Genomic DNA, 23,477 nt, shown 5'->3' on the forward strand with positions numbered 1-23,477 from the left:
AGTCGTAGGCAGTGGCGCAAGGCGTTGTAGCTTGCTGGAATAGGCTGGATATCGGTTTTAAACGAGGTGTTTAGTGGATTGGTTTTGGCTGAGGTTTTGTGTTGACCGGGCTGGAGTCTTCGCGAGCAGGCTCGCTCCCACAGGTGTCGAGTTGGCAATGTTTTCAGCGTCGTGCCAATCGGGCCGTCACACATTTTGAACTTTGCTTTCGGCGCCATTTCCATTGTTTGAGGTGACAACCCTCCAGATCCTCCACACCTGAACCAAGGAATGACCGTGACGGCTCCCACTCATAAACCTGCTCTGCGCCGGGCAATCACTTTCCCGATGCTGTTTCTGTTTATTCTCGGCGATGTACTCGGCGCGGGTGTTTACGCACTCGCCGGAACGATCGCGGGGGAGGTGGGCGGCGCGATTTGGGTGCCGCTGCTGATCGCGTTGTTCTTCGCCATGTTGACGGCAGGTTCCTACGCAGAGCTGGTGACCAAATATCCCCACGCCGGCGCGGCTTCGGTATTCGCGGAAAAGGCCTTCAAGTCGCCGCTCATTTCCTTCCTGGTCGGTTTCTGCATGCTGGCGGCTGCGGTCACCAGCGCTGCGGGTTTGTCGCTGGCGTTTGCTGGTGATTACTTGAACGCCTTCGTCGACATATCGCCGCAGATTGCAGCCTTGGTGTTTCTTCTGGCGATCGGCCTGCTCAACGCGCGGGGCATCAAGGAGTCGCTTGGGGCGAACCTGGTGATGACCGTGATTGAGCTGTCCGGGCTGCTTCTGGTGATCGTCGCCGCTGTCTGGTATTTCCGCACCGGCGATGCGGATCTGGGACGGACGCTCACGTTCAAACCGGGCGTCAGTCCTATGCTGGCAGTGCTGGGGGCGGCATTGTTGGCGTTCTATTCCTTCGTCGGTTTCGAAACTTCGGCCAATCTGGCCGAGGAAATCAAGGACGTGCGCAAGGTTTATCCGCGTGCTTTGTTCGCGGCTTTGCTCACCGCTGGCGTGGTTTACATGGCGGTGGGTGTAGCGGCTTCTTCGGTGTTGCCTACCGAGAAGTTGGTAGCAACGTCGGCGCCTTTGCTCGAAGTTGTCCGCGCATCGACCCTCGCAATCCCGCCGGCGCTGTTCTCTTTTATTGCGCTGATCGCTGTGGCCAACGGTGCGTTGTTAACCATGATCATGGCCAGCCGATTGACCTATGGCATGGCGAATCTGGGGCTGTTGCCGGGTGTTTTGGGTGCGGTGCTGCCTGAACGAAAAACTCCGTGGGCTGCCATTGTCGCAACGACCTTGGTCGCGATTGCCCTGACACTCACAGGCACGCTGGCAACGCTGGCAGAGACAGTGGTCTTGCTGTTGCTGTTCGTTTTTCTGAGTACCAATGTGGCGGTGCTCGTCCTTCGTCGTGACAGGGTAGAGGAGGACCACTTTCGCGTACCGACCTTTGTCCCGGTGCTTGCGATCATTTCGTGTCTGGTACTGCTCAGTCAGCAGGGGTGGGAGACCTGGTTGCGGGCGGGGGCGTTGATCATTGTCGGGATGTTGCTGCATGGCTTTTCTCGTATCAATTTTTCCGCGATCAGTAAGGCCGGGTAGTGCAGCAGCTTGGGGAATTGGTGTTGTTTGGGCGGGCGTATTCGCGAGCAGGCTCGCTCCCACAGTGGATGGGTGGTGTTTTTCAGAATGAGTCGAACGTTGTCAGTCGGCGGACGGGTGAGTAAGCTGCCGACATGAATCAGTCCTCAGTTTCCCCATCCTTCCCCGGCCCGCGTGGTCCCGTTGATCACGACATTCGTGATCAGATTGTCGCGGCTGCCAACGAGCATTTCAGCCAGTACGGCTACGCCAAGACCACGGTGTCTGATCTGGCCAAGGCCATCGGTTTCTCCAAGGCGTACATCTACAAATTCTTCGATTCCAAACAGGCGATTGGCGAAGCCATCTGCGCGAACTGTCTAGGGCAGATCGTTGCGGCGGTCGAGCAAGCGATCAACGAAGAAAACCTGACCCCTACCGAGCGTTTCCGTCGTTTGGTGAAAACCGTGATCGCTACGGGCGTGAACCTGTTTTTCAACGATCGCAAACTCTACGACATTGCCGCGTTTGCAGCGGGTGAGAACTGGCCAAGTGCGCAGCGTTACGATGCGCAGATCAAGCGCTTTATCACCGACATTGTCCGTGAAGGGCGCGAGGCCGGTGAGTTCGAGCGCAGGACGCCGCTGGATGAAACCGTCGAATCGATCCATTTGGCGCTTCGACCCTTCGTCAATCCACTGATGCTGCAACACAACCTCGATTTCATCGAAGTGGCGCCCACGCTGACTTCGAACCTCATCTTGCGCAGCTTGATGCCTTGACCCTCTGCTGATCCGAATACTCGGATCAGTCGCCCCCTAATCTCGCCTCGCCCGTAGACGATGAATTACCTAAAATGTGACTGTTGACTGATATGGTCACTCGGATAACATGGCCGCCGCAGTTCAGGTATTCCATTTCCGAGACACCCATAGAGTCCACACAATGAAAAAAACAATGCTCAAGCACCCGGTGGGGCTGGCTGTCGTTCTTGCGTCCTCCAACGTTCTGGCCGGCGGTTTCGCGCTCAATGAGCAAAGCGTCAGCGGCATGGGATCGGGTTTTGCCGGTCGCTCTTCTTCTGCGGAAGACGCCAGTACCGTTTTCGGCAACCCGGCAGGCATGGCGCGGCTCAAGCGCGAGCAGGCCAGCGTCGGGCAGGCGACGCTGTTTGCGAAGTCTGATATCAGCCAGACCCGCAGCACGTTTGGCGGCAAGGAAGACGGCGACATGGTGCCGACCACCACGGTACCGATGGGCTATTACGTCAAGCCGATCGACGAGCATTGGGCGTTCGGCGTGGGGTTCTACGTACCGTTTGGCCTGATCACCGACTACGGCAGCGGTTTTGCCGGCCGCTACTACGCCAACAAAAGCGAAGTCACCACGCTGACGTTCCAGCCGACCATCAGCTATGCCTTCAACGACAAGGTGTCGATCGGCTTCGGCCCAACCATCAACCGCATCAGCGGCGAGCTGTCGGGGATGGTGGCCAATCCGCTGAGCCCCGGGCGCAACGACGGCAAAGTCAAAAGCACCGGCGACGACACCGCGCTGGGCTTTAACGCGGGGGTCATGGTCCAGGCCACCGAGCAGACCCGCCTGGGCCTGACCTATCACTCAAAAGTCAGTTACCACCTCGACGCGAAAAGCAAAATCAGCGATGGCATCTTCAACGTGCTCGGCGTCAGTGGCCGCAGCTATGACGCGTCGCTCGACGTCGACACCCCGGAGTCGGTGGACTTCTCGGTCACCCATCAACTGAACAACGACTGGACGCTGTATGCCGGCAGCACCTGGACGCGCTGGAGTCGCTTCAAAGAGCTGACCATCGAAAACAGTGGATTGCCGCCATTGCTAGCCGGCCAGTTGGGGACGATCAGCGAGGAGCAGAACTGGCACGACACCTGGGCTCACGCCATCGGCGCGGCGTACCGGTTGAACAACCAATGGGTGCTGCGTACCGGGTTCTCGGTTGATCAGTCTCCGGCGAACAACACCAATCGCGGGCCGCGTATTCCCACGGGTGATCGCAAGGTGTTCAGCCTCGGTGCCGGTTGGACTCCAGCGGAGAATGTCACCATCGACGTCGCCTATTCGTATCTCTGGGAAGAGAGCGTTGAAATCAACGACACCTCGGCGGGCAAGGGTTCGTACAGCGCGAAATACAAGAACAGCGCCAGCGGGCTCGGTACTTCTGTCAGCTATCGCTTCTGATTCAGCGCTGAAAATCGGGCCGGCGATTCAGTGACTGTTGACGATATCGGTCACAAGACTGAGAATATGATGGTCATCCTATTTTCAGTGAAGGAATTCCATGCGCCGGCTCCGACCTTTCCCCCTCGCGGTATGTTTGTTGCCCTTGGCCCTGACGGCGTGCGGGGATTCCTCCAGCGCAAAAGATCCACGCACCCTGGCGCCGATTGTCAGATCGGCGGCGGTGCAACCGGCACAAAATGGATCTCGATCGTTCACCGGCGTCGTCGCTGCGCGCACCCAGGGCGATCTGGGCTTTCGCGTTTCGGGCAAGGTGCTCGAGCGTCTGGTTGATACCGGCCAGACGGTCAAGCGCGGCCAGCCACTGATGCGCCTCGACCCGATCGACCTCGGCCTGCAGGCGCGAGCCCAGCAAGAAGCGGTGAGCGCCGCTCGCGCCCGAGCCATACAGACTGCCGGTGACGAAGCGCGCAATCGCAAACTTGTCGCCGCCGGCGCTATTTCGGCATCGGCCTACGATCAGTTCAAAGCCGCCGCTGACACCGCCAGGGCGCAGCTCAATGCTGCTGTGGCGCAAGCGGACGTAGCGCGCAACGCCTCGGGCTACGCGGTTCTGGTGGCGGACGCTGATGGCGTGGTAGTGGAAACCCTCGCCGAGCCGGGGCAAGTCGTCAGCCCGGGACAACCGGTGGTGCGGCTGGCGCGGGCCGGTCAGCGGGAGGCCATCGTCCATCTGCCCGAGACCTTGCGCCCCGCGCCGGGCTCAACCGCTCAGGCAAAACTGTATGGCGATACGTCGGCTGCCGTGAGCGCAAAATTGCGTCTGCTTTCCGATTCGGCTGACAGCACAACTCGTACTTTTGAGGCGCGCTATGTGCTCGAAGGCAGTTTGGCCAATGCGCCAATCGGCTCGACGGTCACCGTCGAAATTGCCCAGGGTTCTTCGCCAGATCAGGCGCTGAAAGTGCCCGTCGCCGCGATCTATAACCCGGGCAAAGGCCCCGGCGTGTGGGTCATCGCCGGCACTCCGGCGAAAGTGAGCTGGCGCCCGGTCGAGGTGCTGGGCTTGAGCGATGATTCGGCCCGTGTCGCTGGCCAGCTCAACGTCGGTGAACCGATTGTCGCGCTGGGCGCGCATCTGCTGCGTGATGGCGAAGAAGTGCGCTTGCTTGCCCGCGACGATGGCCAGATTGCCGGGAGTCGTCCATGAGCGAGGGCCGGTTCAACCTTTCCGCTATCGCCGTGCGCCAACGTGCGATCACGGTGTTTCTGATTTTTCTCATCGCCGTGGCCGGCGTCCTGTCGTTCTTCAAATTGGGCCGGGCGGAAGATCCGCCGTTCACGGTCAAGCAGCTGACGGTGATTACGGCGTGGCCAGGGGCGACCGCGCAAGAGATGCAGGATCAGGTCGCCGAACCCCTCGAAAAACGCTTGCAGGAATTGAAGTGGTACGACCGCTCGGAAACCTACACGCGCCCGGGACTGGCATTCACTATGGTCTCGTTGCTCGACAGCACACCGCCGTCGCAAGTGCAGGAAGAGTTTTATCAGGCACGCAAGAAGCTCGACGATGAAGCGGTCAAACTGCCGGCGGGTGTCATCGGGCCGATGATCAACGACGAGTTCTCCGACGTGACCTTCGCGCTGTTCGCCTTGAAAGCCAAGGGCGAGCCGCAGCGCTTGCTGGTACGCGATGCGGAGACGTTGCGCCAGCGCCTGTTGCACGTGCCGGGGGTGAAAAAGGTCAACATCATCGGCGAGCAGGCCGAGCGGATATTCGTTTCGTTTTCCCATGATCGGCTGGCGACGCTGGGCTTGTCGCCGCAGGACCTCTTCGCCGCGCTGAACAATCAGAACGTATTGACGCCGGCCGGGTCGGTCGAAACCAAAGGGCCGGAGGTTTTTCTGCGCGTCGATGGCGCGTTCGACACGCTGCAGAAAATCCGTGACACGCCTGTTGTCGCCCAAGGCCGAACACTCAAGCTGTCTGACGTGGCCACAGTCGAGCGCGGTTACGAAGACCCGGCAACCTTCCTGGTGCGCAACAACGGCGAAGAAGCGTTATTGCTCGGCGTGATCATGCGCGAGGGCTGGAACGGTCTCGATCTGGGCAAGGCGCTGGATGCCGAGACAGTCAGGATCAACGAAGAAATGCCCTTGGGCATGACGCTGTCGAAAGTCACCGATCAGGCGGTGAATATCGACTCGGCGGTCGGTGAATTTATGGTCAAGTTCTTTGTCGCGCTGCTGGTGGTCATGCTCGTGTGTTTTCTCAGCATGGGCTGGCGTGTCGGCGTGGTGGTCGCAGCGGCGGTGCCGTTGACCCTGGCGATCGTGTTTGTGGTGATGGCGGCCACTGGCAAGAACTTTGACCGGATCACCTTGGGCTCGCTGATTCTGGCGCTCGGCTTGCTGGTCGATGACGCGATCATTGCCATTGAAATGATGGTAGTGAAGATGGAGGAGGGCTACGACCGCATCAAGGCCTCCGCTTATGCCTGGAGCCACACGGCAGCGCCAATGCTGGCCGGTACGCTGGTGACGGCGATTGGCTTTTTGCCCAACGGCTTCGCGCAATCAACGGCAGGCGAATACACCAGCAACATGTTCTGGATTGTCGGCATCGCGCTCATTGCTTCGTGGGTTGTCGCCGTGGCTTTTACGCCGTACCTGGGCGTGAATCTGTTGCCGGATATCAAGAAAGTCGAAGGCGGGCACGCGGCAATCTACGACACGCCGCGCTACAACCGTTTCCGGCGTGTTCTGGCATGGGTGATCACGCGCAAATGGCTGGTGGCCGGTGCGGTGGTCGCGCTGTTTGCCGTGGCGATTCCAGGCATGGGGCTGGTGAAGAAGCAGTTCTTTCCGACCTCGGACCGCCCCGAAGTGATGATCGAAGTGCAGATGCCCTACGGCACGTCCATCGAGCAGACCAGCGCTGCGGCGGCCAAAGTCGAAGCCTGGCTGCACAAGCAGGATGAAGCAAAAATCGTCACCGCCTATATCGGCCAGGGTGCGCCACGGTTTTTCCTGGCCATGGCGCCGGAGTTGCCGGACCCATCCTTCGCCAAAATCGTCGTGCTGACCGACAACCAGGACGCTCGCGAAACCCTCAAGTTGCGTTTGCGCGAAGCGGTCGCCGAAGGGCTTGCTCCAGAGGCGCGCGTTCGGGCGACGCAGATCGTATTCGGCCCGTATTCGCCATTTCCGGTGGCCTACCGGGTGATGGGGCCTGATCCGGCGAAATTGCGCGACATCGCCGAGCAGGTCAGGGCGGTGATGCAGGACAGCCCGATGATGAGAACCGTCAACACTGACTGGGGGCCGCTGACGCCGACGTTGCATTTCAATCTAAATCAGGACCGCTTGCAGGCGGTGGGGCTGACGTCCAGCGCAGTCGCCCAGCAGTTGCAGTTTCTGCTCAGCGGCGTGCCGATCACGGCTGTGCGCGAAGACATCCGTTCCGTGCAGGTCGTTGGCCGTGCGGCGGGCAATATCCGCCTGGACCCGGCACAGATCGAAGGCTTCACCCTGGTCGGTGCGGCGGGGCAGCGCATCCCGCTGTCGCAGATCGGCCAGGTCGAAGTGCGCATGGAAGACCCGATCCTGCGCCGCCGCGATCGCACGCCGACCATCACCGTCCGTGGCGACATCGCCGAAGGTTTGCAGCCACCGGACGTTTCCGGCGCGATCATCCAGCAGTTGCAGCCGATCATCGAAAACCTGCCTTCCGGCTACCGGATTGAACAGGCGGGCGCCATCGAAGAATCCGGCAAGGCCGGCAAAGCGATTCTGCCGTTGCTGCCGATCATGATCGCCATGACGCTGCTCATCATCATCGTCCAGGTACGCTCGATCTCAGCGATGATCATGGTATTCCTGACCTCGCCGTTAGGCCTGGTCGGTGTGGTGCCGACGCTGCTGATCTTCAACCAGCCATTCGGTATCAATGCGCTGGTCGGGTTGATCGCGCTGTCGGGGATTCTGATGCGCAACACGCTGATTTTGATCGGGCAGATTCATCACAATGAGCAGGAAGGGCTGGCACCGTTCCATGCCGTGGTTGAAGCGACAGTGCAACGGGCGCGGCCGGTATTGTTGACCGCGCTGGCGGCGATTCTCGCGTTCATTCCGCTGACCCACTCGGTGTTCTGGGGTACGCTGGCGTACACGCTAATCGGCGGCACGTTTGTTGGCACCATCATCACGCTGGTGTTTCTGCCGGCGATGTATGCGATCTGGTTCAGGATTCGGCCTGAAAACAGGGGGCAGGTTCAACCCTCGCGTTCGGTATAAGGTCAAGTTTGAAAGAGGCCCGTCAATGACGGGCCTTTTGCTATCCGCGACTAACTCTCTCTCTTGGCTATTGGAGATTTTCAAGTGTGCGGAGTTGACCCTCGTAATTAACCAGGTCCGCCGCTTATACAGGATGTGATTAATAAGCATCACAGTTGTTTGCGAATTTTGCGGATCAGATTTTCCCATCATTGAAAGAATGCGTTTTGCTGTGGCTAACTTGCTGAAATATAAGTGCGAAAATTCATTTATATCTGTTTGAAATAATGCGCCTGATGTTTTGCGCGACTTTCTCTTAAGAAAAACAGTTTTCATTGGCAAACAAGCTGTTAGCTGGTCATTTATTTTTTAAATTGACGCAGCGTAGATGGCGGGGCTAGTTTTTTCTCCAACTTGCTGCGCTGCTTTGTGCGTTATTGCGTATCGCACGATTGAATCTTGTTTGAACGCCATGGCGAATTTCATTTGCCTGGGTATTGGACTTTGTTCGCTCTAAACTTTTTAAAGGGAGAGTCAGTCGTCATGGATTGTTTAAAGGAAACACGAGTCGGCAATGTGCTGTCGGGATGGAATCACTTGTCGGTAGTCGGGCCGATAAATGTGCAGAATACCGCCGGCGCGCGGGTTCAGCTGTCATCGGGCGAATGGCGCGATGATTATATTATGGGCTGGGGATCCTGCCTGTTGGGGCACGATAGTCCGGTCATCAAAAACTCTATTCTCAAGGCACTGGAGCGGGGCTTTCTTCAGCAGTATGAGACCGATGAACATCGTCTGTTGAGTGAGCGGTTCTGTGCGGTCGTTCCCTGCGCCGAAAAGTTGCGGCTGGTCAACTCCGGACTGGAAGCGACCATGTATGCGACGCGTATCGCCCGTGCCGTTACCGGTCGACGCATCATCATCAAGTTCGAAGGGCATTTTCATGGGCTTAATGACTCTTTGACCTGGAACGTGGACTCTTCACCGCGCTCTGGCGCGTTATTGGCGGGAAGAGAACTGGAACGTTTATCGGGCACTGTGGGAATTCCTGACGAATTCGGCAACTTGACGGTTTCGGTTTCATGGAATGATCTGGAAGCGCTGGAAAACGCTTTTGAAAAATACAAGGACGATGTGGCAGGGGTGATCCTGGAACCTGTTGCATTGAATATCGGATGCATTAGACCGGATGAAGGTTTTCTGCAAAATGTGCGTGCGCTGACCAGCCGTAAGGGTGCGCTGCTGATCTTCGATGAAGTGCTCACCGGTTTCCGCGCAAACATTGGTGGTGCGCAAAAGGACTTCGGTGTCGTACCCGACATCGCCGCCTTCGGCAAGGCGTTCGGCTGCGGCATGCCGATCGCGGGTATTGCCGGTAAAGCCGAATACATGGACGTAATCGCACCACGCGGTCCTGTTCAGGTCAGCGGGACCAATACGGGGCGATACCTGTCCGTGTCCGCCGCGCTTGCCGCCATCGAGCATTTGCAGGATGGAACGGTGCACCGGCACATCGCCGCGCTGGAATCGCGCTTGAAGGCCGGGCTTAGGGACGTTTTCGATAAACACCACATACCCTGTCATATCGATGGGTACGGCGGTCGAATCGGCGTCCACATCGGAACCTCCGAACGTCCTCGAACCATGAGAGAGATAGAGCATTTCTACCCGATCGACTTTGCCCAGAAGTTGTTCGCCCTGCTATCCCGTGAGTACAACTTGTATGGCTTTTTGATGCCCCTCAGTTATTGCCCAGAGCCTGTCACCCTGAGTGCATCGCATACGACTGAAATGTTGGCGGACGCCTGTGAGCGGCTGGATTCGGCACTCAAGAGGGTTCAGTACCATGCCAAATGAACCTGTTACGAAGATTCGCCTGCGGCGATTTGCAAAGGCTGACATGGAAGCTGTTCTGGGGTTGGTCGCCCAGATTGCCTCTGGCGAGGATCTTACCGAGTCTGCGGGTCAGCAATTTGCCAATGAACTTGCCAATCCTCAATTTGAGGGGGGGCGATTTGTCGCCACAGTAGACGGACGGGTGATCGGGACGATGGGCTGCGCCGCAGGTCCGATCCCCTCGAAGTATGTCCTGTGGGCAGACTGGTTGATTGTTGATAGCCAATACCGTCGATACGGGGTGGCTTCGTTGTTATATGACGAAATTGAAAAGTACGCTCTGGCAAATGAAAAGACATGGTTATGTCTGGATATAGGAAATATTGACAAAGAACGTGCAGCCTACCGTTTTCATTTACGCAATGGTTTTCAAATCGTCGGGCAGCTTCCCGATTACTGGGGAGAACTTGAACACCTGAACATCATGGCTAAATCTCTTATCTCAAAGGAATGAATCATCATGGGCGTTTTAAGTGACATCACTGCACTGCAGGATGAGGCGGTTTATTGCCGCGAAAAAGGTTTGACTATCGGTCTTTGTCACGGCTGTTTCGACATTGTGCATCCTGGGCACCTTTATCATTTGCAACGTGCCAGAACAATGGTGGATCGATTGTTCGTGTCAGTTACCGCCGACCCATATGTCAATAAAGGAGCGGACCGGCCGGTATTCCCCGATCAAAAACGCGCAGAGTTTCTTGCCTCTATTCGCTATTGCGATCATGTCATCGTAAATCACACACCCACTGCTGAATTGATGATCAAGACGCTACGTCCCAACCTCTATTTCAAGGGTGCGGATTACAGTGACGGGTCAGACGTGAGACTTCAGGCGGAGCGCGCACTGGTTGAAAGCGCAGGGGGGCGAATGATCTTGACGGACGACAAGATATTCGACTCGACGTCCAGAATCGCCCGGCTCGTCATGTCCACGCACAGATGACAGGTAAGCAATCATGTCGAAACTTTTGCTGATTGACCTCGACGGAACAATGATCGACACGCCGCATTTTCAAGCGTGGAGCAACGTCGCTCACAGACTTGCCGGCAAACAACTGACTCAGCGCGAATACATTGACCACATTGCCGGACGTCCTCGCATGGAAGGCGCTTCACGATTGCTGGCGCTGATTACCGATGACATCGGTGCTGAAATGACCGCCTCGCTCAGCGCAGACGAACTGGCGCAGCACAAACAAAAGGAATTTCTACAGCTCTCCCAAGGCACTGAGCTGTTCGAGGACGCAAAGCGATTGCTGGAACGTATTGCACAAGCCGCACAGCCAGTGATGTTTTATACGGCGTCTCTGAATGCGCCGCAATTGTTCGAGGCGGCTATCGAACGCTCCAGTCTGCGGCAAGAATCAAGGTTATCGATTACCCGACAGGCGCCCGGTCAGAGCCGCGAAGCGCTGATTCAACAACTGGTCGGAAGCCGCGATCCGCAGGATGTCGAGCTGATTGACGACAGTCCCTATGCAACGGATCTGGCCTGTGGCCTGGGGCTCCACGCCTGGCAGATCCGCCGGCATGCTCTTGAGCCCAAGGCTGCTCATCCACAGGCATCAATACTGTCATCGCTTGATGAATACCCCCTGGCAAACCCATCCCAAGGAAGGACCATGAATAATCAATCCGCTGTTCTCGTTACAGGCGGTGCGGGCTACATTGGCTCGCGTCTGGTACCAAAACTGCTGGCTGCCGGTTACCGGGTCCGGGTACTGGATGCGCTTTATTTCGGCAACGGCCTGGAGGGCGTGATGAACCATCCGGCACTGGAATTCATAAAGGGCGATATTCGCGATCCGCTGCTCGTCGAGCAGTCGCTTCGGGGGATGCACACCGTTGTCCATCTTGCCGCAGTGGCCAATGATCCCAGTTTCAATTCGGCACCCGAACTCGGCCAGTCCATCAATATCGATTGTCTGCCGCATCTCATGAGCAGTGCAAAGCGCCTTGGCTGCCGGCGCTTTATCTATGCATCCTCAGCCAGTGTCTACGGCGTCAATACAGAACCATTTGTCGATGAGCGCCAACCCTGCGTGCCCATCACCGACTACAACCGCTTCAAGGCTGACGGCGAAAAAATACTGTTCGGGCTCACTGATGCATCCTTTGAAACCGTCGCGGTTCGAGCCGCTACCGTGTGCGGCTGGTCGCCTCGCCAGCGTCTGGATCTGACCGTCAATATCCTTACCGCCAGTGCGCTGGCGCGCGGTGAAATTACCGTGTTCGGCGGCAGTCAATACCGCCCCAATGTGCATATCGGCGATCTGACCCGGCTGTATACGATGCTCGTGGAGCGCGAATCGCTGGACGAAGTCTGCGGAACCGCAATCAACGTCGGCTACGAAAACCACACGGTGACCGAGATAGCCGATCAGGTGAAACAGGTTGTCGATCGCTACTTCCTCGTCAACGTGCCGATCACCACTACCCGCAGCGATGATGTTCGGTCTTACCGTCTGGATTCGCGACGGGTTCAGGAGACACTGGGTTTCGAGTTCATCTATTCGATCAGGGATGCCATCGTGGAAATCTGCGAGCAATGGCAATCCGGGAACTTCAACGACAGTGACGATGTGTTGTCCGACACCCGCTATCACAATGTGCGCAACATGCTGCACAAAGACTGGTCGTTCCAGCCGTCTGGGGACACGTCGTGCTGACCATCGCTTATGGAGAGGAGTGCGAGGATATCGTCGGTATCGAGCCGCGGACATCGTCCTTCGCAGCCTGCGTGGCAATGCTGGCCAATCCCTTGATCGGCGTGCGCCCGCATGTGCCCAGTGCCTCGCCGCGCACACGGCGAACGCAACTGCTCTGCGCGGGGGTCTATGCACCCGGGGTCGGCGTTTCGCGGGAGATCATTTCTTTGCCAGCGCCGGCAGTCCTGCGCCTCTACGATGTGGACACGGGCGAACCTCTCGAGCCATCAGGCGATGGACCGGCGGTGGTGTTGGCAATGGGTCAGGCGACAGTCAGCAGCCGCGAGCTGTTCCAACTGCGGGGCGTCCGTTATGAGCTGACGATTGATCAGTTCATTGATGCCCCTGGTGACAGCGCCGTGTCGACCCGCATCAGTCTGACTCTACTGGGCGAGCCGACCGGTGCGCACCGATTGCGACTGGATTACGGCGTGGATGGCAGTGCCGAGAATGAATACCTGGGCACCAGTGACTGGCTGACCGCCCGACATTACCGTTTTGGGCAAAGTGTTGTCGATCGAACGGCCTTCACTGTGGATGTCGATGCCGCAGAGTATCGGCTGCGCTACGACGTACGTGTCGAACAGTCCGGTTCAGCGGCGAGTTCCGTTGTTTGCTGGCGACACGGCCTGCAGGGTTGTATTGCTTCCGTCACCATGGATTTCAACTCGGTGCTGCAGCATCGCATCGCCACGCATTGGCGGGTTGCAATCGATGGCGAGCACAGTATGCCCGACGCGCTTTCTGGCGACTTCGATGTGACCCATATCCAGAGCAGCCATCTTGACCGATGGAGCAGGATCTGGAGCGAGCATGACGTCACTGTTCAAACCGCGCAGAGACGTACCGATCTGGGCATCAAATACGCGATGTTTCAATTGCTACAGCACGGCGTGGGAGTCGCACCCCCCGAGCGGGGAACGCTCTCGCCGGCGCGCGGCCTGACCAGTACGTATCACTCCGGAGCGACGTTTTTCGATACCGAACTGCACAAGTGCATGTTCTGGATCTGGAACGAACCCGGTGTCGCCAGGGCGTTGATTGACTATCGCTACCACTGTCTGGAACAAGCGCGGGAGTTTGCTCGGGCCAGTGGCTATGAGGGAGCGCGTTTTCCGGAAGCAGCCAATGATCGAGGGCGGGAAAATGGTCCCCATTATGTGCTGGCGTATCCCGAACAGGACATTCGACGAGAGTGGAGTGTCCATGAGGTGCTCCACATTTCGGCAGACGTTTGCTATGCCGTGAACAAATACTGGAAGGTCACTGGTGACGATGCGTTCATGATCTCTCGCGGCTTTGAAATGCTGCTTGAGTGCGCCCGTTTCGCCGCGTCCGTGTTCAAGTGGTCCGAGAGTCGTCAGGCGTATGTCGTTGAATCGGTCATGGGGCCGGACGAATACCACTATCATGTGGACAACAGCTTTTTTACCAATTACATGCTGCGCTGGTGTCTCCGGTCAACGCTTTCCCTGTGCGACCGGCCGGGCTTTCCGGGATTGCCCGAGGCACAGTCCAGGCGCTGGCAGTCGATAGCCGATAACGTCTTTCTGCCCTGGATCACTGTGGGTGGGGTGGTCATTCCTGAAGAGTTCGAGGGTTATGCCGCCTTACCTGACACGCAGCTGCGTTCCGACAAAAAGCGTGGGCCGCAGTTTGCGGACGAGGCCGAACGGGAGAGCGCAGAGAATCTGCAGAATTTCGCGTCGCAGGTGGTCAAACAGGCGGACATCGTGTTGTTGATGTCGATGTTTCCAGAAGATTTTTCAACGGACGTGAAACGCGCAGCGTTCCAATATTATGAACCGCGTACGGTGCATGAATCGTCATTGAGCTACGGCCCGCACGCGGTTGTCGCCGCGCACTTGGGCAAGACGTCGATCAGTGCCGATTTCATTGCTCGGGCCAGCCGCTACAACCTGGATTTCACCCCGCTCGACGACTACAGCAATGGCCTGCATCTTTCCGCCTATGCCGGAGCCTGGCAGGGCTTGGTGGAAGGGCTGGCAGGACTTGATCTCGTTGCGGACCAACTGGCCTTCCGCCCGAGGTTGCCCGCCGATTGGGATGCCTACCACTTCACCCTTGAGTTTCGGGGCCGGCGTCTGCGCATTTCCGTAATCGGGGACGATGAGCTGGAAATCCGCGAGGGCGGCCGGCAGTTGCCAACCGAACGTGCCCAGGATGGATATATATGCCTCAAGGAGGGGCACCGATGATTTCTATCAAAGAACGCTTATCCCCCTATAACGATGCGCTGCGAGTCTTGCCTTTTCGCAAGTTGCTGATCGGCCAGGGCCTGTCGATGGCCGGCGACGCCATCTGTCTGGCGGCGCTGCCGATAGCGCTGATACGGGACGGTTTTGGTGGTGATGTGTTTGGCTTCATCATGGCCGCAGTCGGAATCGGAACCGTCGTCGGTGCTCTGGCCGGCGGCATGCTGGCGGATCGCAAGTCGCCTCGACAGGTGCTCATCTACACCGATACGGCCCGAGGCATGGCGCAGCTTGCGGCCGTCGCACTGCTTCTGACCGGTGCGCCTTGGGGCTGGCTGGTGCTGGCCTATCTGATCTTCGGCATCGGCATCGGCGTTTCTCGGCCCTGCGCTCAGGTGCTGCTGGTCAGCCTGTTACCCAAAAAGGCGCTGGTCGCGGGCAACGGCGCGATGAACTTCATCGATAACCTGGTCGCCATTCTGTTTCCGGCGACGTTGGGCGTGTTCATCATCTTGTGGGATCCGGTCTGGGGGATACTGATCGATGGCTTGACCTTCTTCGGCGCGGCGATTTACACCGCTCAGTTACCGAATGTCGGCCGTCATGAATCCGAAGAGGAGTTCTCCCTGCGCGAGGCGTTCAAGGGCATCACCGTGGTCAGCCGTAACGCCACGCTGCTGCTGGGGTTTGCGGCGACGCTGGTGGTGAACGTGCTGTGTTTTCCGATTTTTCTGGTCGTTGCACCCTACGCGATCAGTCTTCGTTTCAGCGAAGAAATGTGGGGATATTGCCTGGCAGCATCAGGGTTCGGCGCTTGTCTCGGATCGGTTGTCACCGTGCTGGCCTCGGGGCACGAACGCCTGGTGGGCCTTGCGGTGGTATGCGGGTTGTTCCTGGCCGGAGCGATGGCGTTACTCGGGCTGGGGACGACGGCATGGATGGCGGTTCTGGGGGCGACGTTCGTCGGTATCGTCGAAGCGTCCTGGCTCACCGGCTGGGCAACCGCCATGCAAACACTGTCGCCCGAAAAGGATCTGGGCAAAGTCGTGGCGGTGGATACCTTTGTCACCAGCGGTGTGCACCCGTTCATTTATCTGGGCAGCGGCGTAGTCGGCGGGATGATCGGCTATTCCCAGACGCTTGCGTTGACCGCCGTCATCAGCGCGGTTGGCACTCTGCTGATCGTCCTGACGTCCATCATGTTCATGCCAGGGAGTGCGCGTAATGATCAAGTGCAATAACGTACAGGAACAGGCCCAGGATCTCTGTGGCGAGATCTTTGAACGCTGGCGGGAGCTGTTGCAATCGGGCGAGTTCATTCTCGGCGATCAGGTTCTGGCGTTCGAGTCATGGATGTCGGATCGTTGTGGCGGCGCGCACGCCGTTGCCCTCAATTCAGGCACGGATGCGCTGTTTCTGGCATTGCGCGCGCTCGATATCGGCCCCGGTGACGAGGTGATCACCTGCGCCAATACCTTTGTTGCCACTGTCGGAGCCATTGTTGCTGTTGGTGCCCGGCCGATCCTGGCAGATGTGGGTGACGATGAACTCCTGAGCGTCGAGACGATTGCGCCACTTGTGACTGATCGGACCAAAGCCGTGATTCCTGTCTATCTGCGCGGACGCCCTCTGGATATCGACCCCATCATCGACCTGTGCCGCTCGCGCGGGGTTGCCGTGATCGAGGATTGCGCTCAGGCGATCGGCACTACGATCGATGACCGGCAAGTCGGCACTCGCGCTGATGCGTCAGCGTTTTCCATGCATCCGTTGAAGACGCTCGGTGGTCTGGGTGACGGTGGGATGCTGGTGACTCGCGATCCGGGAATTGCCGAATACGCGCGGATTGCACGCAATCACGGCCTGGAAAACCGTAACGAATCGATCCGGTTCGGCATCAACTCCAGACTCGACTCGTTGCAGGCAGCAGCACTCAACATCAAAGCGCAGTATCTGGATCAGTGGCTGAAGCGACGCGTGGAAATTGCCGCGTTCTATGATGACGTCCTCTCGACAACCCGCACGGGCACTGACCTGGGGCGCGGCAAACCGGGAAATGCCTACTATCACTATGTCGTGCAATCCACGCATCGTGACGAGTTGCAGGCTTATCTGGCAGAGCACGATGTGCAAGCGGCCATTCATTATCCGGTGCCCATTCATTGGCAGAAGGCATGGTTGAGCAGTCAGCCGCGCATTGCGTTGCCCACAACCGAACGCCTGTCCCGGCAAATGATCACACTTCCTTGCCACCATCATTTGTCGGATGGCGATGTGGAAAAGGTCGTCACGCTGATCAAGCAATTTGAACGCGCGGTGAGGTGGTGAGCGTCGATATCGAATGTGTCGTGATTGGCGCCGGAGTGCTCGGGCTGGCTGTCGCCCGGGCCCTGGCCTTGAGCGGCCGTGAAGTGATTGTGGTGGAGGCGGCTGAACGCATTGGCACGGGCATGAGCTCGCGCAATTCAGAAGTCATTCACGCCGGCATCTACTACCCCACTGGCAGCCTCAAGGCGCAAATGTGCGTCGACGGCAGGCATCGCCTGTATGCCTTTTGCGAAGCGCACGCAGTAGCGCGCCAACCTCTGGGCAAGCTTGTTGTCGCAACCGATGAGGCGCAGTGCGGGGCATTGCAGCGGTTATGGCAGCAGGGACGGCGCAATGGCGTCAACGACCTGCAACTGCTCAGCGCCCGGCAGGCGCTGGAACTGGAGCCTGAGTTGTCATGTATCGCGGCACTCTGGTCGCCCTCTACCGCAATTGTCGACTCCCATGCCTTGATGCTTGCCTTGCAGGCAGACGCCGAGGCGGCGGGCACCTCGTTTGCCTTTAACACGCCGTTCGAATCGGCCTGTCGTCGCCCGCAGGGTTTTGAGTTGCAGATCGGCGGTGCGCAACCCATGAACGTCAGCTGTGGCGAACTGATCAACTGTGCGGGCTTGTCTGCGCCCCAGCTTGCGGGTCACATTGTCGGTCTGTCTTCACGATACGTCCCGTTGGCCAGGTTGTGCAAAGGCAGCTACTTCAGCTTCAGCGGTCGGATACCTTTTCGCCATCTCATCTATCCCGCGCCCGAAGCTGCGGGTCTTGGCGTGCACATGACGCTTGACCTGGGGGGGCAGGCGCGTTTCGGACCGGATGTCGAGTGGATCGATCAGGTTGATTACCGTGTGGATCCTCAGCGGGCCGAAGGTTTCTATCAGGCGATTCGCCGCTATTGGCCCGGCCTGCCCGATGGCAGCCTGGAACCGGCCTATAGCGGCATCCGCCCGAAAATCAACGCCGTACACGAACCGGCGGCGGACTTTGTCATCAGTGGCCCATCGGCGCATGGAGTGCCGGGGCTGGTCAATCTGTTCGGCATCGAATCTCCAGGATTGACGAGCTGTCTCGCCATCGCGGAGCGTGTCGTACAGGCGCTCGGGCAAAATTGACCAGCCTTTGTCCAGAGGGGGTCACACGTCCAATTCGATCAGCTCGCCATCTTCCTTTTCCAACCGCTGCAAAAACACCTGCGCCTCCAGCAATTGATACGGAAAATACAGCCCCGGCCTTACCGGCGCTTGCCCATCCAGCCCAACCAGCCGCTCCAGCAACATGGCCACACTGAGCCCGGTCAACGCCGCTGCACCTGCGCGGTGAACTACGGCGTGGCGGGTGTGCAATGGCTGTCCATCGTGATCCGTGCCTTCAAGTTCGATGAGTATTTCCGTCGACATCGGCTGGCCCTGACGCCGGGTCGAGCTGATGCCGCTGGCAAGGTTGAACTCGACGTTCGGCGCGTCGGTGGCGGCGGCCAGGCCTGTCACGTCGATGGAAGAAAAACCGGCGCCCTGCATGATTGTGCCGTCGACGGCGCGGAAGCTGACCTTGGCATCGTCGCCTTCACGCCAGATGAATTCGCCGTCACGGCGGGTCAGCGCGGCGGGCAGCATTTTGTTCAGGTGCTCGAAATCGACGGCTACGGTCGGGCCGCCGCCGTCCTGTTCGTCGACCAGTGCATGAATGCGGATGTCGTGCACGCGGGCGAATGCCTGGGCGATGTGCAGCGTCGCTACCGTGGTGGCGCCGACCATCCATTCGTAGCCGAGGACAATGGGCGACGCGTCGGGCGAGTAAATGAAACTGGCGATTTGCGGGGCGATTTCGAACACGCCGGAAGAGATGCTCAAGTGCGGCACCTTGCGCTTTTGCGCAAAGCGCAGCCCGGCGAGGGCGTGGTCCATGTAGAACAGGGCGATGGCGCTGACCGGGCGATCACCCAGCCCGAGGTCTTCTGCGTGAGCGTCGATGGCCACACCTTGGGCATTGCCGATTTGCGCGGCGGTTTGCTCAGCCTTGGCGAGATCGCGCCCGCCGATCAGCAAGGGAACATCGGGATGCGCCGCGCGCAATGCGCGAGCCGTCTGATGGCCGATGGCGCCGGAGCCGCCCATGAACAGAATGGGATGAAGTGGCATGAATCCTCCTCATTTTTCCTGGATTGAAACGTGCTTGGGCCAGACACCCTAGCACGCACTTTCCAGTTCGCCGGTGCGCCTGGCCTGCGCACCGACGAACGACCACTGGAGGAGTCAGCCCAGATGATGCCGCTCTGCAAGGCGATAAACATCGGTGTCGAGGCCTTCGAAACGGGCTTTCAACTGCAACGCCAGATACAGCGAATAGTGCCGTGACTGATGCAGGTTGCCGCCGTGAAACCAGAGATTCTGCTGCTGGGTCGGCTTCCACATGTTGCGCAGTTCACCTTCATACGGGCCGGGGTCGTTGGTGGTGCCGGAACCCAGGCCCCAGCAGCGCCCGACCTTGTCGGCGACTTGCTGGGAAATCAGCTTCGCTGCCCAGCCGTTCATCGAGCCATAACCTGTCGCATAAACGATGAGATCGGCCGGCAGGCGGCTGCCATCGGTGAGCACCACCGCGTCCGCTTCGATGCGTTCGACGCCGAGGCCCGGCGCGCTCTTGAGCTTGATGGTGCCGTTGGCGATCAGTTCCGAGGCGCCGACGTCGATGTAGTAACCCGAGCCACGGCGTACGTATTTCATGAACAAACCCGATTCATCGTCGCCGAAATCGAGCATGAAACCCGCCCGGCTCAGGCGTTCATAGAAGTCCTTGTCGCGCTCCTTGATCGCGTCGAAGATCGGCCGATGAAACTGTGGCATTACCTTGTACGGAATCGATGCGAACAGCAGATCGGCCTTGTCCGTGGTCAGACCCGACTCGAGCGCCTCTTCGGAATAAAGCCCGCCGAAAACCAGTTCCATCAGGCTGTCCGAACGCACGATGTGCGTGCTCGAACGTTGCACCATGGTCACCTCGGTGCCGTTTTCCACCAGATCGGCGCAGATGTCGTGGGCTGAATTGTTCGCGCCGATGACCACTGCGCGCTTGCCTTTCCACGCATCGCCGCCGGGGTGACGGCTGGAGTGATGTTGCTGGCCCTGGAAGTCTTCGGCGCCTGGATACACCGGCACATTCGGTACGCCAGACATGCCGGTGGCGAGGATCAGTTGCGTCGGCTGCAGGGTGACGGGCTCGCCGTTGCGCAGGACCTCCACGGTCCAGCGGCCAGTCTGCTCGTCAAACGTAGCGCCGAGGCACTCAGTGCGCGGCCAATAGTTGAGTTCCATGACCTTGGTGTACATCTCCAGCCAGTCGCCGATCTGGTCTTTCGGGGTGAACACCGGCCAGTGGTCGGGGAAGGGCAGGTAGGGCATGTGGTCGTACCAGACCGGGTCGTGCAGGCACAGCGACTTGTAGCGGCCGCGCCATTGATCGCCGGGGCGTTCGGCTTTGTCGATGATCAGCGTCGGTACGCCCATGCGTTTGAGCCTTGCGCCGAGGCCGAGCCCGCCCTGACCGCCGCCGACGATCAGGCAGTACGGTTGCGTGGTGATGCCCAGCGCCGCTTCTTCTTCGCGGCGGCGCTCCAGCCAGTTGCGCTTGTCAGCGTGGGCATGGCCGTGGCTCGCGCCCATCGGCCGGCGGCGGCCGCTGGGTTCTTCGAAGCCTTTGAGTTCGCGCATGGTGGTCAGCAGCGTCCAGCACAAACCGTCTTTCAGGCGCACATAGCCTTTGCCGCGCGCCGAGTCGGTTTCCAGGCTCATCCAGCCTTCAAGCACGCCATCGCTAAGCGTGGCTTCACCTTCGAGTTGCCAGCGTTCGGGCCGGGTCTGCTCAAGGCGTGTTTCGAGCATGTCGCGAATCGCCGGTTTGCCTTCCAGGGTGACGAGGTTCCAGCTGAACAGCAGCAAGTCACGCCAGTGGCATTCTTCGGCAAACAGCTCCAGCGTGCCGTCCACATCTCGTTGCGCCAGACGTCCGCCGAGGCGTTCGACCCAAGCGGCGAGTTGCGCTGTTGGCGATTGCAAAGAGGTTTCAATAGCGATGTTCATGGGGCCACTCCCGATCTTGTTGTTTTGGTAAGCCATGGCATCAGAGCAAGGCTTGGGCCATCTCCTTGAAAGACGCGGGCCAGAGCGTTTGATGCAAAGGCCGACAAGGCTTGGCACAGGCGACATGTCACAAATTCGAGAATCGCGGATGACACTGTGTCACTCGGCGCGAAATTCCCCCGCAACGAGCTTTTCATCTAAGCTGCGGACACACCCGTGTCTTCACCGAAGCGGAGAACAACAACAATGAAACCGGCCTCGATCAACGCCCACGCGCGCCAGGTACTGCAAGCCGTGCAGGGCTCTGTTGCCAGCCACAGCGCGGCGGCAGACCTGGCGATCACCCGTTCGTGGCGGCGTTGCCTGGATCAATACCAGCTCGATCCGGCCAGCCGCCGCGCGCCGGATGTGCTCGAACAGGCGCGTTTGCGCGAACACCGTGCGCCGCTGGAACACATCATTTCCGTGGCGCACTGGCAGATGAACAGCCTGCACCAGCAACTGGGACGTGACGGCCATGTCGTGCTGCTCACCGATGCGCGCGGCGTGGCGATCGACAGCGTGTTCAACGAAGCCGAACGCGGCGAGTTCCAGCGCTCCGGGCTGTGGCTCGGCTCGGTCTGGAGCGAGGAGCACGAGGGCACCAACGGCGTCGGCACCTGCCTGGTCGAGCGCCAGCACGTGACCATTCGCCGCGACGAGCATTTCCGTGGCCAGCACGTCGGCCTGACCTGTTCGGCCAGCCCGATATTCGACGCCAGCGGTGAGTTGCTTGCCGTGCTCAACCTTTCCTCCGTGCGCGAGGAAAGCAGCCTTGAGCAACGCTTCAAGGCCATGGCCCTGACCAATCTGTCGGCCAGGTTGATCGAGAGCTGTTTTTTCCTTGGCCACGATCCGCAGCGCTATTTGCTGCGGTTTCATCCCGACGCCGGGTTTGTCGGGCTGCTGGGTGAAGGCCTGCTCAGCTTCGACGAGAGTGCGCGGATCTGTTCGGTGAATGCGGCGGCGCTGGATCTGTTGGGCCTGAGCCGCGAGCAAATGGTCGGGCAGTCGTTGACCATGTTGCTGGAAACGCCGATGGAGCAGTTGCTCGATCAGGCCAGTGCTCAGGCGCACGTCTGCTGGCCGATGCGCTTGGCCGACGGGCGCTTGTTCTACGGCCAGTTGCGCGAACCGATCCGCTCCGCGCCGTTGACCCTTGCGCCTGTCCCGCCAATCAAGGATGAGCGCGTGTGCCTGGAAGACCCGCGCCTGCAACGCGGATTCGCTCGCGCGTTGCGTGTACTGGAGCGTGACGTGCCGGTGTTTCTGCAAGGTGAAACCGGCACCGGCAAGGAGGCCTTTGCGGCAGCGCTGCATCGCGCCAGTTCCCGCGCCGGCCAGCCGTTTGTCGCGATCAACTGCGCGGCGATCCCCGAGACGTTGATCGAAAGCGAGCTGTTCGGCTATCGCGGCGGCAGCTTCACCGGCGCGCGCAAGGACGGCATGGTCGGCAAGCTTGAGCAGGCCCATGGCGGCATTCTGTTTCTCGACGAAATTGGCGACATGCCCCTCGCGCTACAGACCCGTCTGCTGCGCGTGCTCGAAGAGCGTCAGGTCGTGCCGTTGGGCAGCGCAACGCCGCGACCGCTCGATGTACGCCTGATCAGCGCCAGCCACCAGAATCTGCAAGCCTGCGTGGCCGACGGACGCCTGCGCGAGGACCTGTTCTATCGCGTTGGCGGTTTCGCCGTGGAACTGCCACCGCTGCGCGAGCGTTCCGACAAGGGCCGTCTGCTCGACCTGCTGCTGCGCGAAGAAGCGGCGGGTGCCAATGTGCGGCTGGAAGCGGGAGTTCGACAACACTTGCTGGCTCAGCCCTGGCCGGGCAACGTCCGGCAACTGCGCACCTGTTTGCGTACGCTGGTGGCGTTGGCGGTGGACGGCCGGGTCACGCTGGAGGACGTGCAGGAGTTATTGCCTGTAAGCCACGACCAAGCTGTTGACGATCCACTGGGCGTATCCGAACGGCAAACTCTGCTCAGCTTGATTGAAGCTGAACACTGGCATGTCGCGCGTGTTGCCCGTCGTCTGGGGATCAGCCGCAATACGCTGTATCGCAAGCTTCGTCAGCATGGGATCAATCGACCTGGTTGAAGACAATCGCGATCATTTGCGTTCATTCGCTGTCGATTGCGTGCATTGCCGGGAATTTG

The 23,477-nt window shown here is 59.2% G+C and carries 16 protein-coding genes; 14 read left to right on the forward strand and 2 right to left on the reverse strand.

Features of this window, described 5'->3' with window-relative positions:
* Positions 1-270 precede the first annotated feature (270 nt).
* From PS14A_RS10665 to PS14A_RS10725, 13 genes are all read left to right on the forward strand, one after another.
* Positions 271-1,593: an APC family permease gene (locus PS14A_RS10665; protein ID WP_212616127.1), complete on the forward strand. Its 1,323-nt coding sequence runs from the start codon at positions 271-273 to the stop codon at positions 1,591-1,593.
* A gap of 134 nt (positions 1,594-1,727) precedes the next feature.
* Positions 1,728-2,354: a TetR/AcrR family transcriptional regulator gene (locus PS14A_RS10670; protein WP_122699140.1), complete on the forward strand. Its 627-nt coding sequence runs from the start codon at positions 1,728-1,730 to the stop codon at positions 2,352-2,354.
* Between the two features lie 163 nt (positions 2,355-2,517).
* Positions 2,518-3,789 carry an outer membrane protein transport protein gene (locus tag PS14A_RS10675; RefSeq protein ID WP_212616128.1) on the forward strand — a complete coding sequence of 424 codons (1,272 nt, stop codon included), beginning with the start codon at positions 2,518-2,520 and terminating at the stop codon, positions 3,787-3,789.
* Positions 3,790-3,889: 100 nt separating this feature from the next.
* Positions 3,890-4,999 carry an efflux RND transporter periplasmic adaptor subunit gene (locus PS14A_RS10680; protein WP_212616129.1) on the forward strand — a complete coding sequence of 370 codons (1,110 nt, stop codon included), beginning with the start codon at positions 3,890-3,892 and terminating at the stop codon, positions 4,997-4,999.
* Entirely contained in the window at positions 4,996-8,085 is a 3,090-nt protein-coding gene (locus PS14A_RS10685) for an efflux RND transporter permease subunit (protein WP_212616130.1), read from the forward strand. Before PS14A_RS10680 ends, PS14A_RS10685 begins: the two co-directional genes overlap by 4 nt.
* A gap of 438 nt (positions 8,086-8,523) precedes the next feature.
* Positions 8,524-9,921, forward strand: coding sequence for an aminotransferase class III-fold pyridoxal phosphate-dependent enzyme (locus tag PS14A_RS10690; protein ID WP_212616131.1), 1,398 nt, complete (start codon positions 8,524-8,526; stop codon positions 9,919-9,921).
* Positions 9,911-10,414 (forward strand): GNAT family N-acetyltransferase, encoded by a 504-nt coding sequence (locus PS14A_RS10695; protein WP_039758832.1) that lies wholly within the window; start codon positions 9,911-9,913, stop codon positions 10,412-10,414. Before PS14A_RS10690 ends, PS14A_RS10695 begins: the two co-directional genes overlap by 11 nt.
* A gap of 6 nt (positions 10,415-10,420) precedes the next feature.
* Positions 10,421-10,903, forward strand: a complete 483-nt coding sequence (locus PS14A_RS10700; protein ID WP_039758830.1) for an adenylyltransferase/cytidyltransferase family protein — start codon at positions 10,421-10,423, stop codon at positions 10,901-10,903.
* Between the two features lie 13 nt (positions 10,904-10,916).
* Positions 10,917-12,629: an NAD-dependent epimerase/dehydratase family protein gene (locus tag PS14A_RS10705; protein WP_125926160.1), complete on the forward strand. Its 1,713-nt coding sequence runs from the start codon at positions 10,917-10,919 to the stop codon at positions 12,627-12,629.
* A complete protein-coding gene (locus tag PS14A_RS10710; protein ID WP_212616132.1) occupies positions 12,623-14,887 on the forward strand; it encodes a glycoside hydrolase family 65 protein in 2,265 nt (754 codons plus the stop codon). Before PS14A_RS10705 ends, PS14A_RS10710 begins: the two co-directional genes overlap by 7 nt.
* Positions 14,884-16,125 (forward strand): MFS transporter, encoded by a 1,242-nt coding sequence (locus PS14A_RS10715; protein ID WP_212616133.1) that lies wholly within the window; start codon positions 14,884-14,886, stop codon positions 16,123-16,125. The genes PS14A_RS10710 and PS14A_RS10715 overlap by 4 nt, the downstream gene beginning before the upstream one ends.
* Positions 16,109-17,212 (forward strand): DegT/DnrJ/EryC1/StrS family aminotransferase, encoded by a 1,104-nt coding sequence (locus tag PS14A_RS10720; protein ID WP_130910146.1) that lies wholly within the window; start codon positions 16,109-16,111, stop codon positions 17,210-17,212. Before PS14A_RS10715 ends, PS14A_RS10720 begins: the two co-directional genes overlap by 17 nt.
* On the forward strand, positions 17,209-18,318 hold the full coding sequence (locus PS14A_RS10725) for an NAD(P)/FAD-dependent oxidoreductase (RefSeq protein ID WP_130910121.1): 1,110 nt from the start codon (positions 17,209-17,211) through the stop codon (positions 18,316-18,318). The genes PS14A_RS10720 and PS14A_RS10725 overlap by 4 nt, the downstream gene beginning before the upstream one ends.
* 21 nt (positions 18,319-18,339) lie before the next feature.
* Here PS14A_RS10725 and PS14A_RS10730 read toward each other — a convergent pair whose 3' ends face one another.
* Positions 18,340-19,344 carry an NAD(P)-dependent oxidoreductase gene (locus tag PS14A_RS10730; RefSeq protein WP_212616134.1) on the reverse strand — a complete coding sequence of 335 codons (1,005 nt, stop codon included), beginning with the start codon at positions 19,342-19,344 and terminating at the stop codon, positions 18,340-18,342.
* A 114-nt stretch (positions 19,345-19,458) separates the two neighbouring features.
* Positions 19,459-21,282, reverse strand: a complete 1,824-nt coding sequence (locus PS14A_RS10735) for an NAD(P)/FAD-dependent oxidoreductase (RefSeq protein WP_212616135.1) — start codon at positions 21,280-21,282, stop codon at positions 19,459-19,461.
* Positions 21,283-21,528: 246 nt separating this feature from the next.
* Between PS14A_RS10735 and PS14A_RS10740 the strand changes: the two genes are divergently transcribed.
* The gene (locus PS14A_RS10740; protein WP_212616136.1) at positions 21,529-23,418 is read left to right on the forward strand and encodes a sigma-54-dependent Fis family transcriptional regulator; all 1,890 of its coding nucleotides are present in this window, start codon (positions 21,529-21,531) and stop codon (positions 23,416-23,418) included.
* Positions 23,419-23,477: the final 59 nt, after the last annotated feature.

The organism is Pseudomonas sp. 14A, assembly GCF_018132745.1.
Taxonomy (GTDB): domain Bacteria; phylum Pseudomonadota; class Gammaproteobacteria; order Pseudomonadales; family Pseudomonadaceae; genus Aquipseudomonas; species Aquipseudomonas mercuritolerans.

Coding starts and splice junctions, on each gene's coding strand:
- PS14A_RS10665 (WP_212616127.1), top strand. CDS start 271: ATGACCGTGACGGCTCCCACTCATAAACCTGCTCTGCGCCGGGCAATC.
- PS14A_RS10670 (WP_122699140.1), top strand. CDS start 1,728: ATGAATCAGTCCTCAGTTTCCCCATCCTTCCCCGGCCCGCGTGGTCCC.
- PS14A_RS10675 (WP_212616128.1), top strand. CDS start 2,518: ATGAAAAAAACAATGCTCAAGCACCCGGTGGGGCTGGCTGTCGTTCTT.
- PS14A_RS10680 (WP_212616129.1), top strand. CDS start 3,890: ATGCGCCGGCTCCGACCTTTCCCCCTCGCGGTATGTTTGTTGCCCTTG.
- PS14A_RS10685 (WP_212616130.1), top strand. CDS start 4,996: ATGAGCGAGGGCCGGTTCAACCTTTCCGCTATCGCCGTGCGCCAACGT.
- PS14A_RS10695 (WP_039758832.1), top strand. CDS start 9,911: ATGCCAAATGAACCTGTTACGAAGATTCGCCTGCGGCGATTTGCAAAG.
- PS14A_RS10700 (WP_039758830.1), top strand. CDS start 10,421: ATGGGCGTTTTAAGTGACATCACTGCACTGCAGGATGAGGCGGTTTAT.
- PS14A_RS10705 (WP_125926160.1), top strand. CDS start 10,917: ATGTCGAAACTTTTGCTGATTGACCTCGACGGAACAATGATCGACACG.
- PS14A_RS10715 (WP_212616133.1), top strand. CDS start 14,884: ATGATTTCTATCAAAGAACGCTTATCCCCCTATAACGATGCGCTGCGA.
- PS14A_RS10720 (WP_130910146.1), top strand. CDS start 16,109: ATGATCAAGTGCAATAACGTACAGGAACAGGCCCAGGATCTCTGTGGC.
- PS14A_RS10730 (WP_212616134.1), bottom strand. CDS start 19,344: ATGCCACTTCATCCCATTCTGTTCATGGGCGGCTCCGGCGCCATCGGC.
- PS14A_RS10735 (WP_212616135.1), bottom strand. CDS start 21,282: ATGAACATCGCTATTGAAACCTCTTTGCAATCGCCAACAGCGCAACTC.
- PS14A_RS10740 (WP_212616136.1), top strand. CDS start 21,529: ATGAAACCGGCCTCGATCAACGCCCACGCGCGCCAGGTACTGCAAGCC.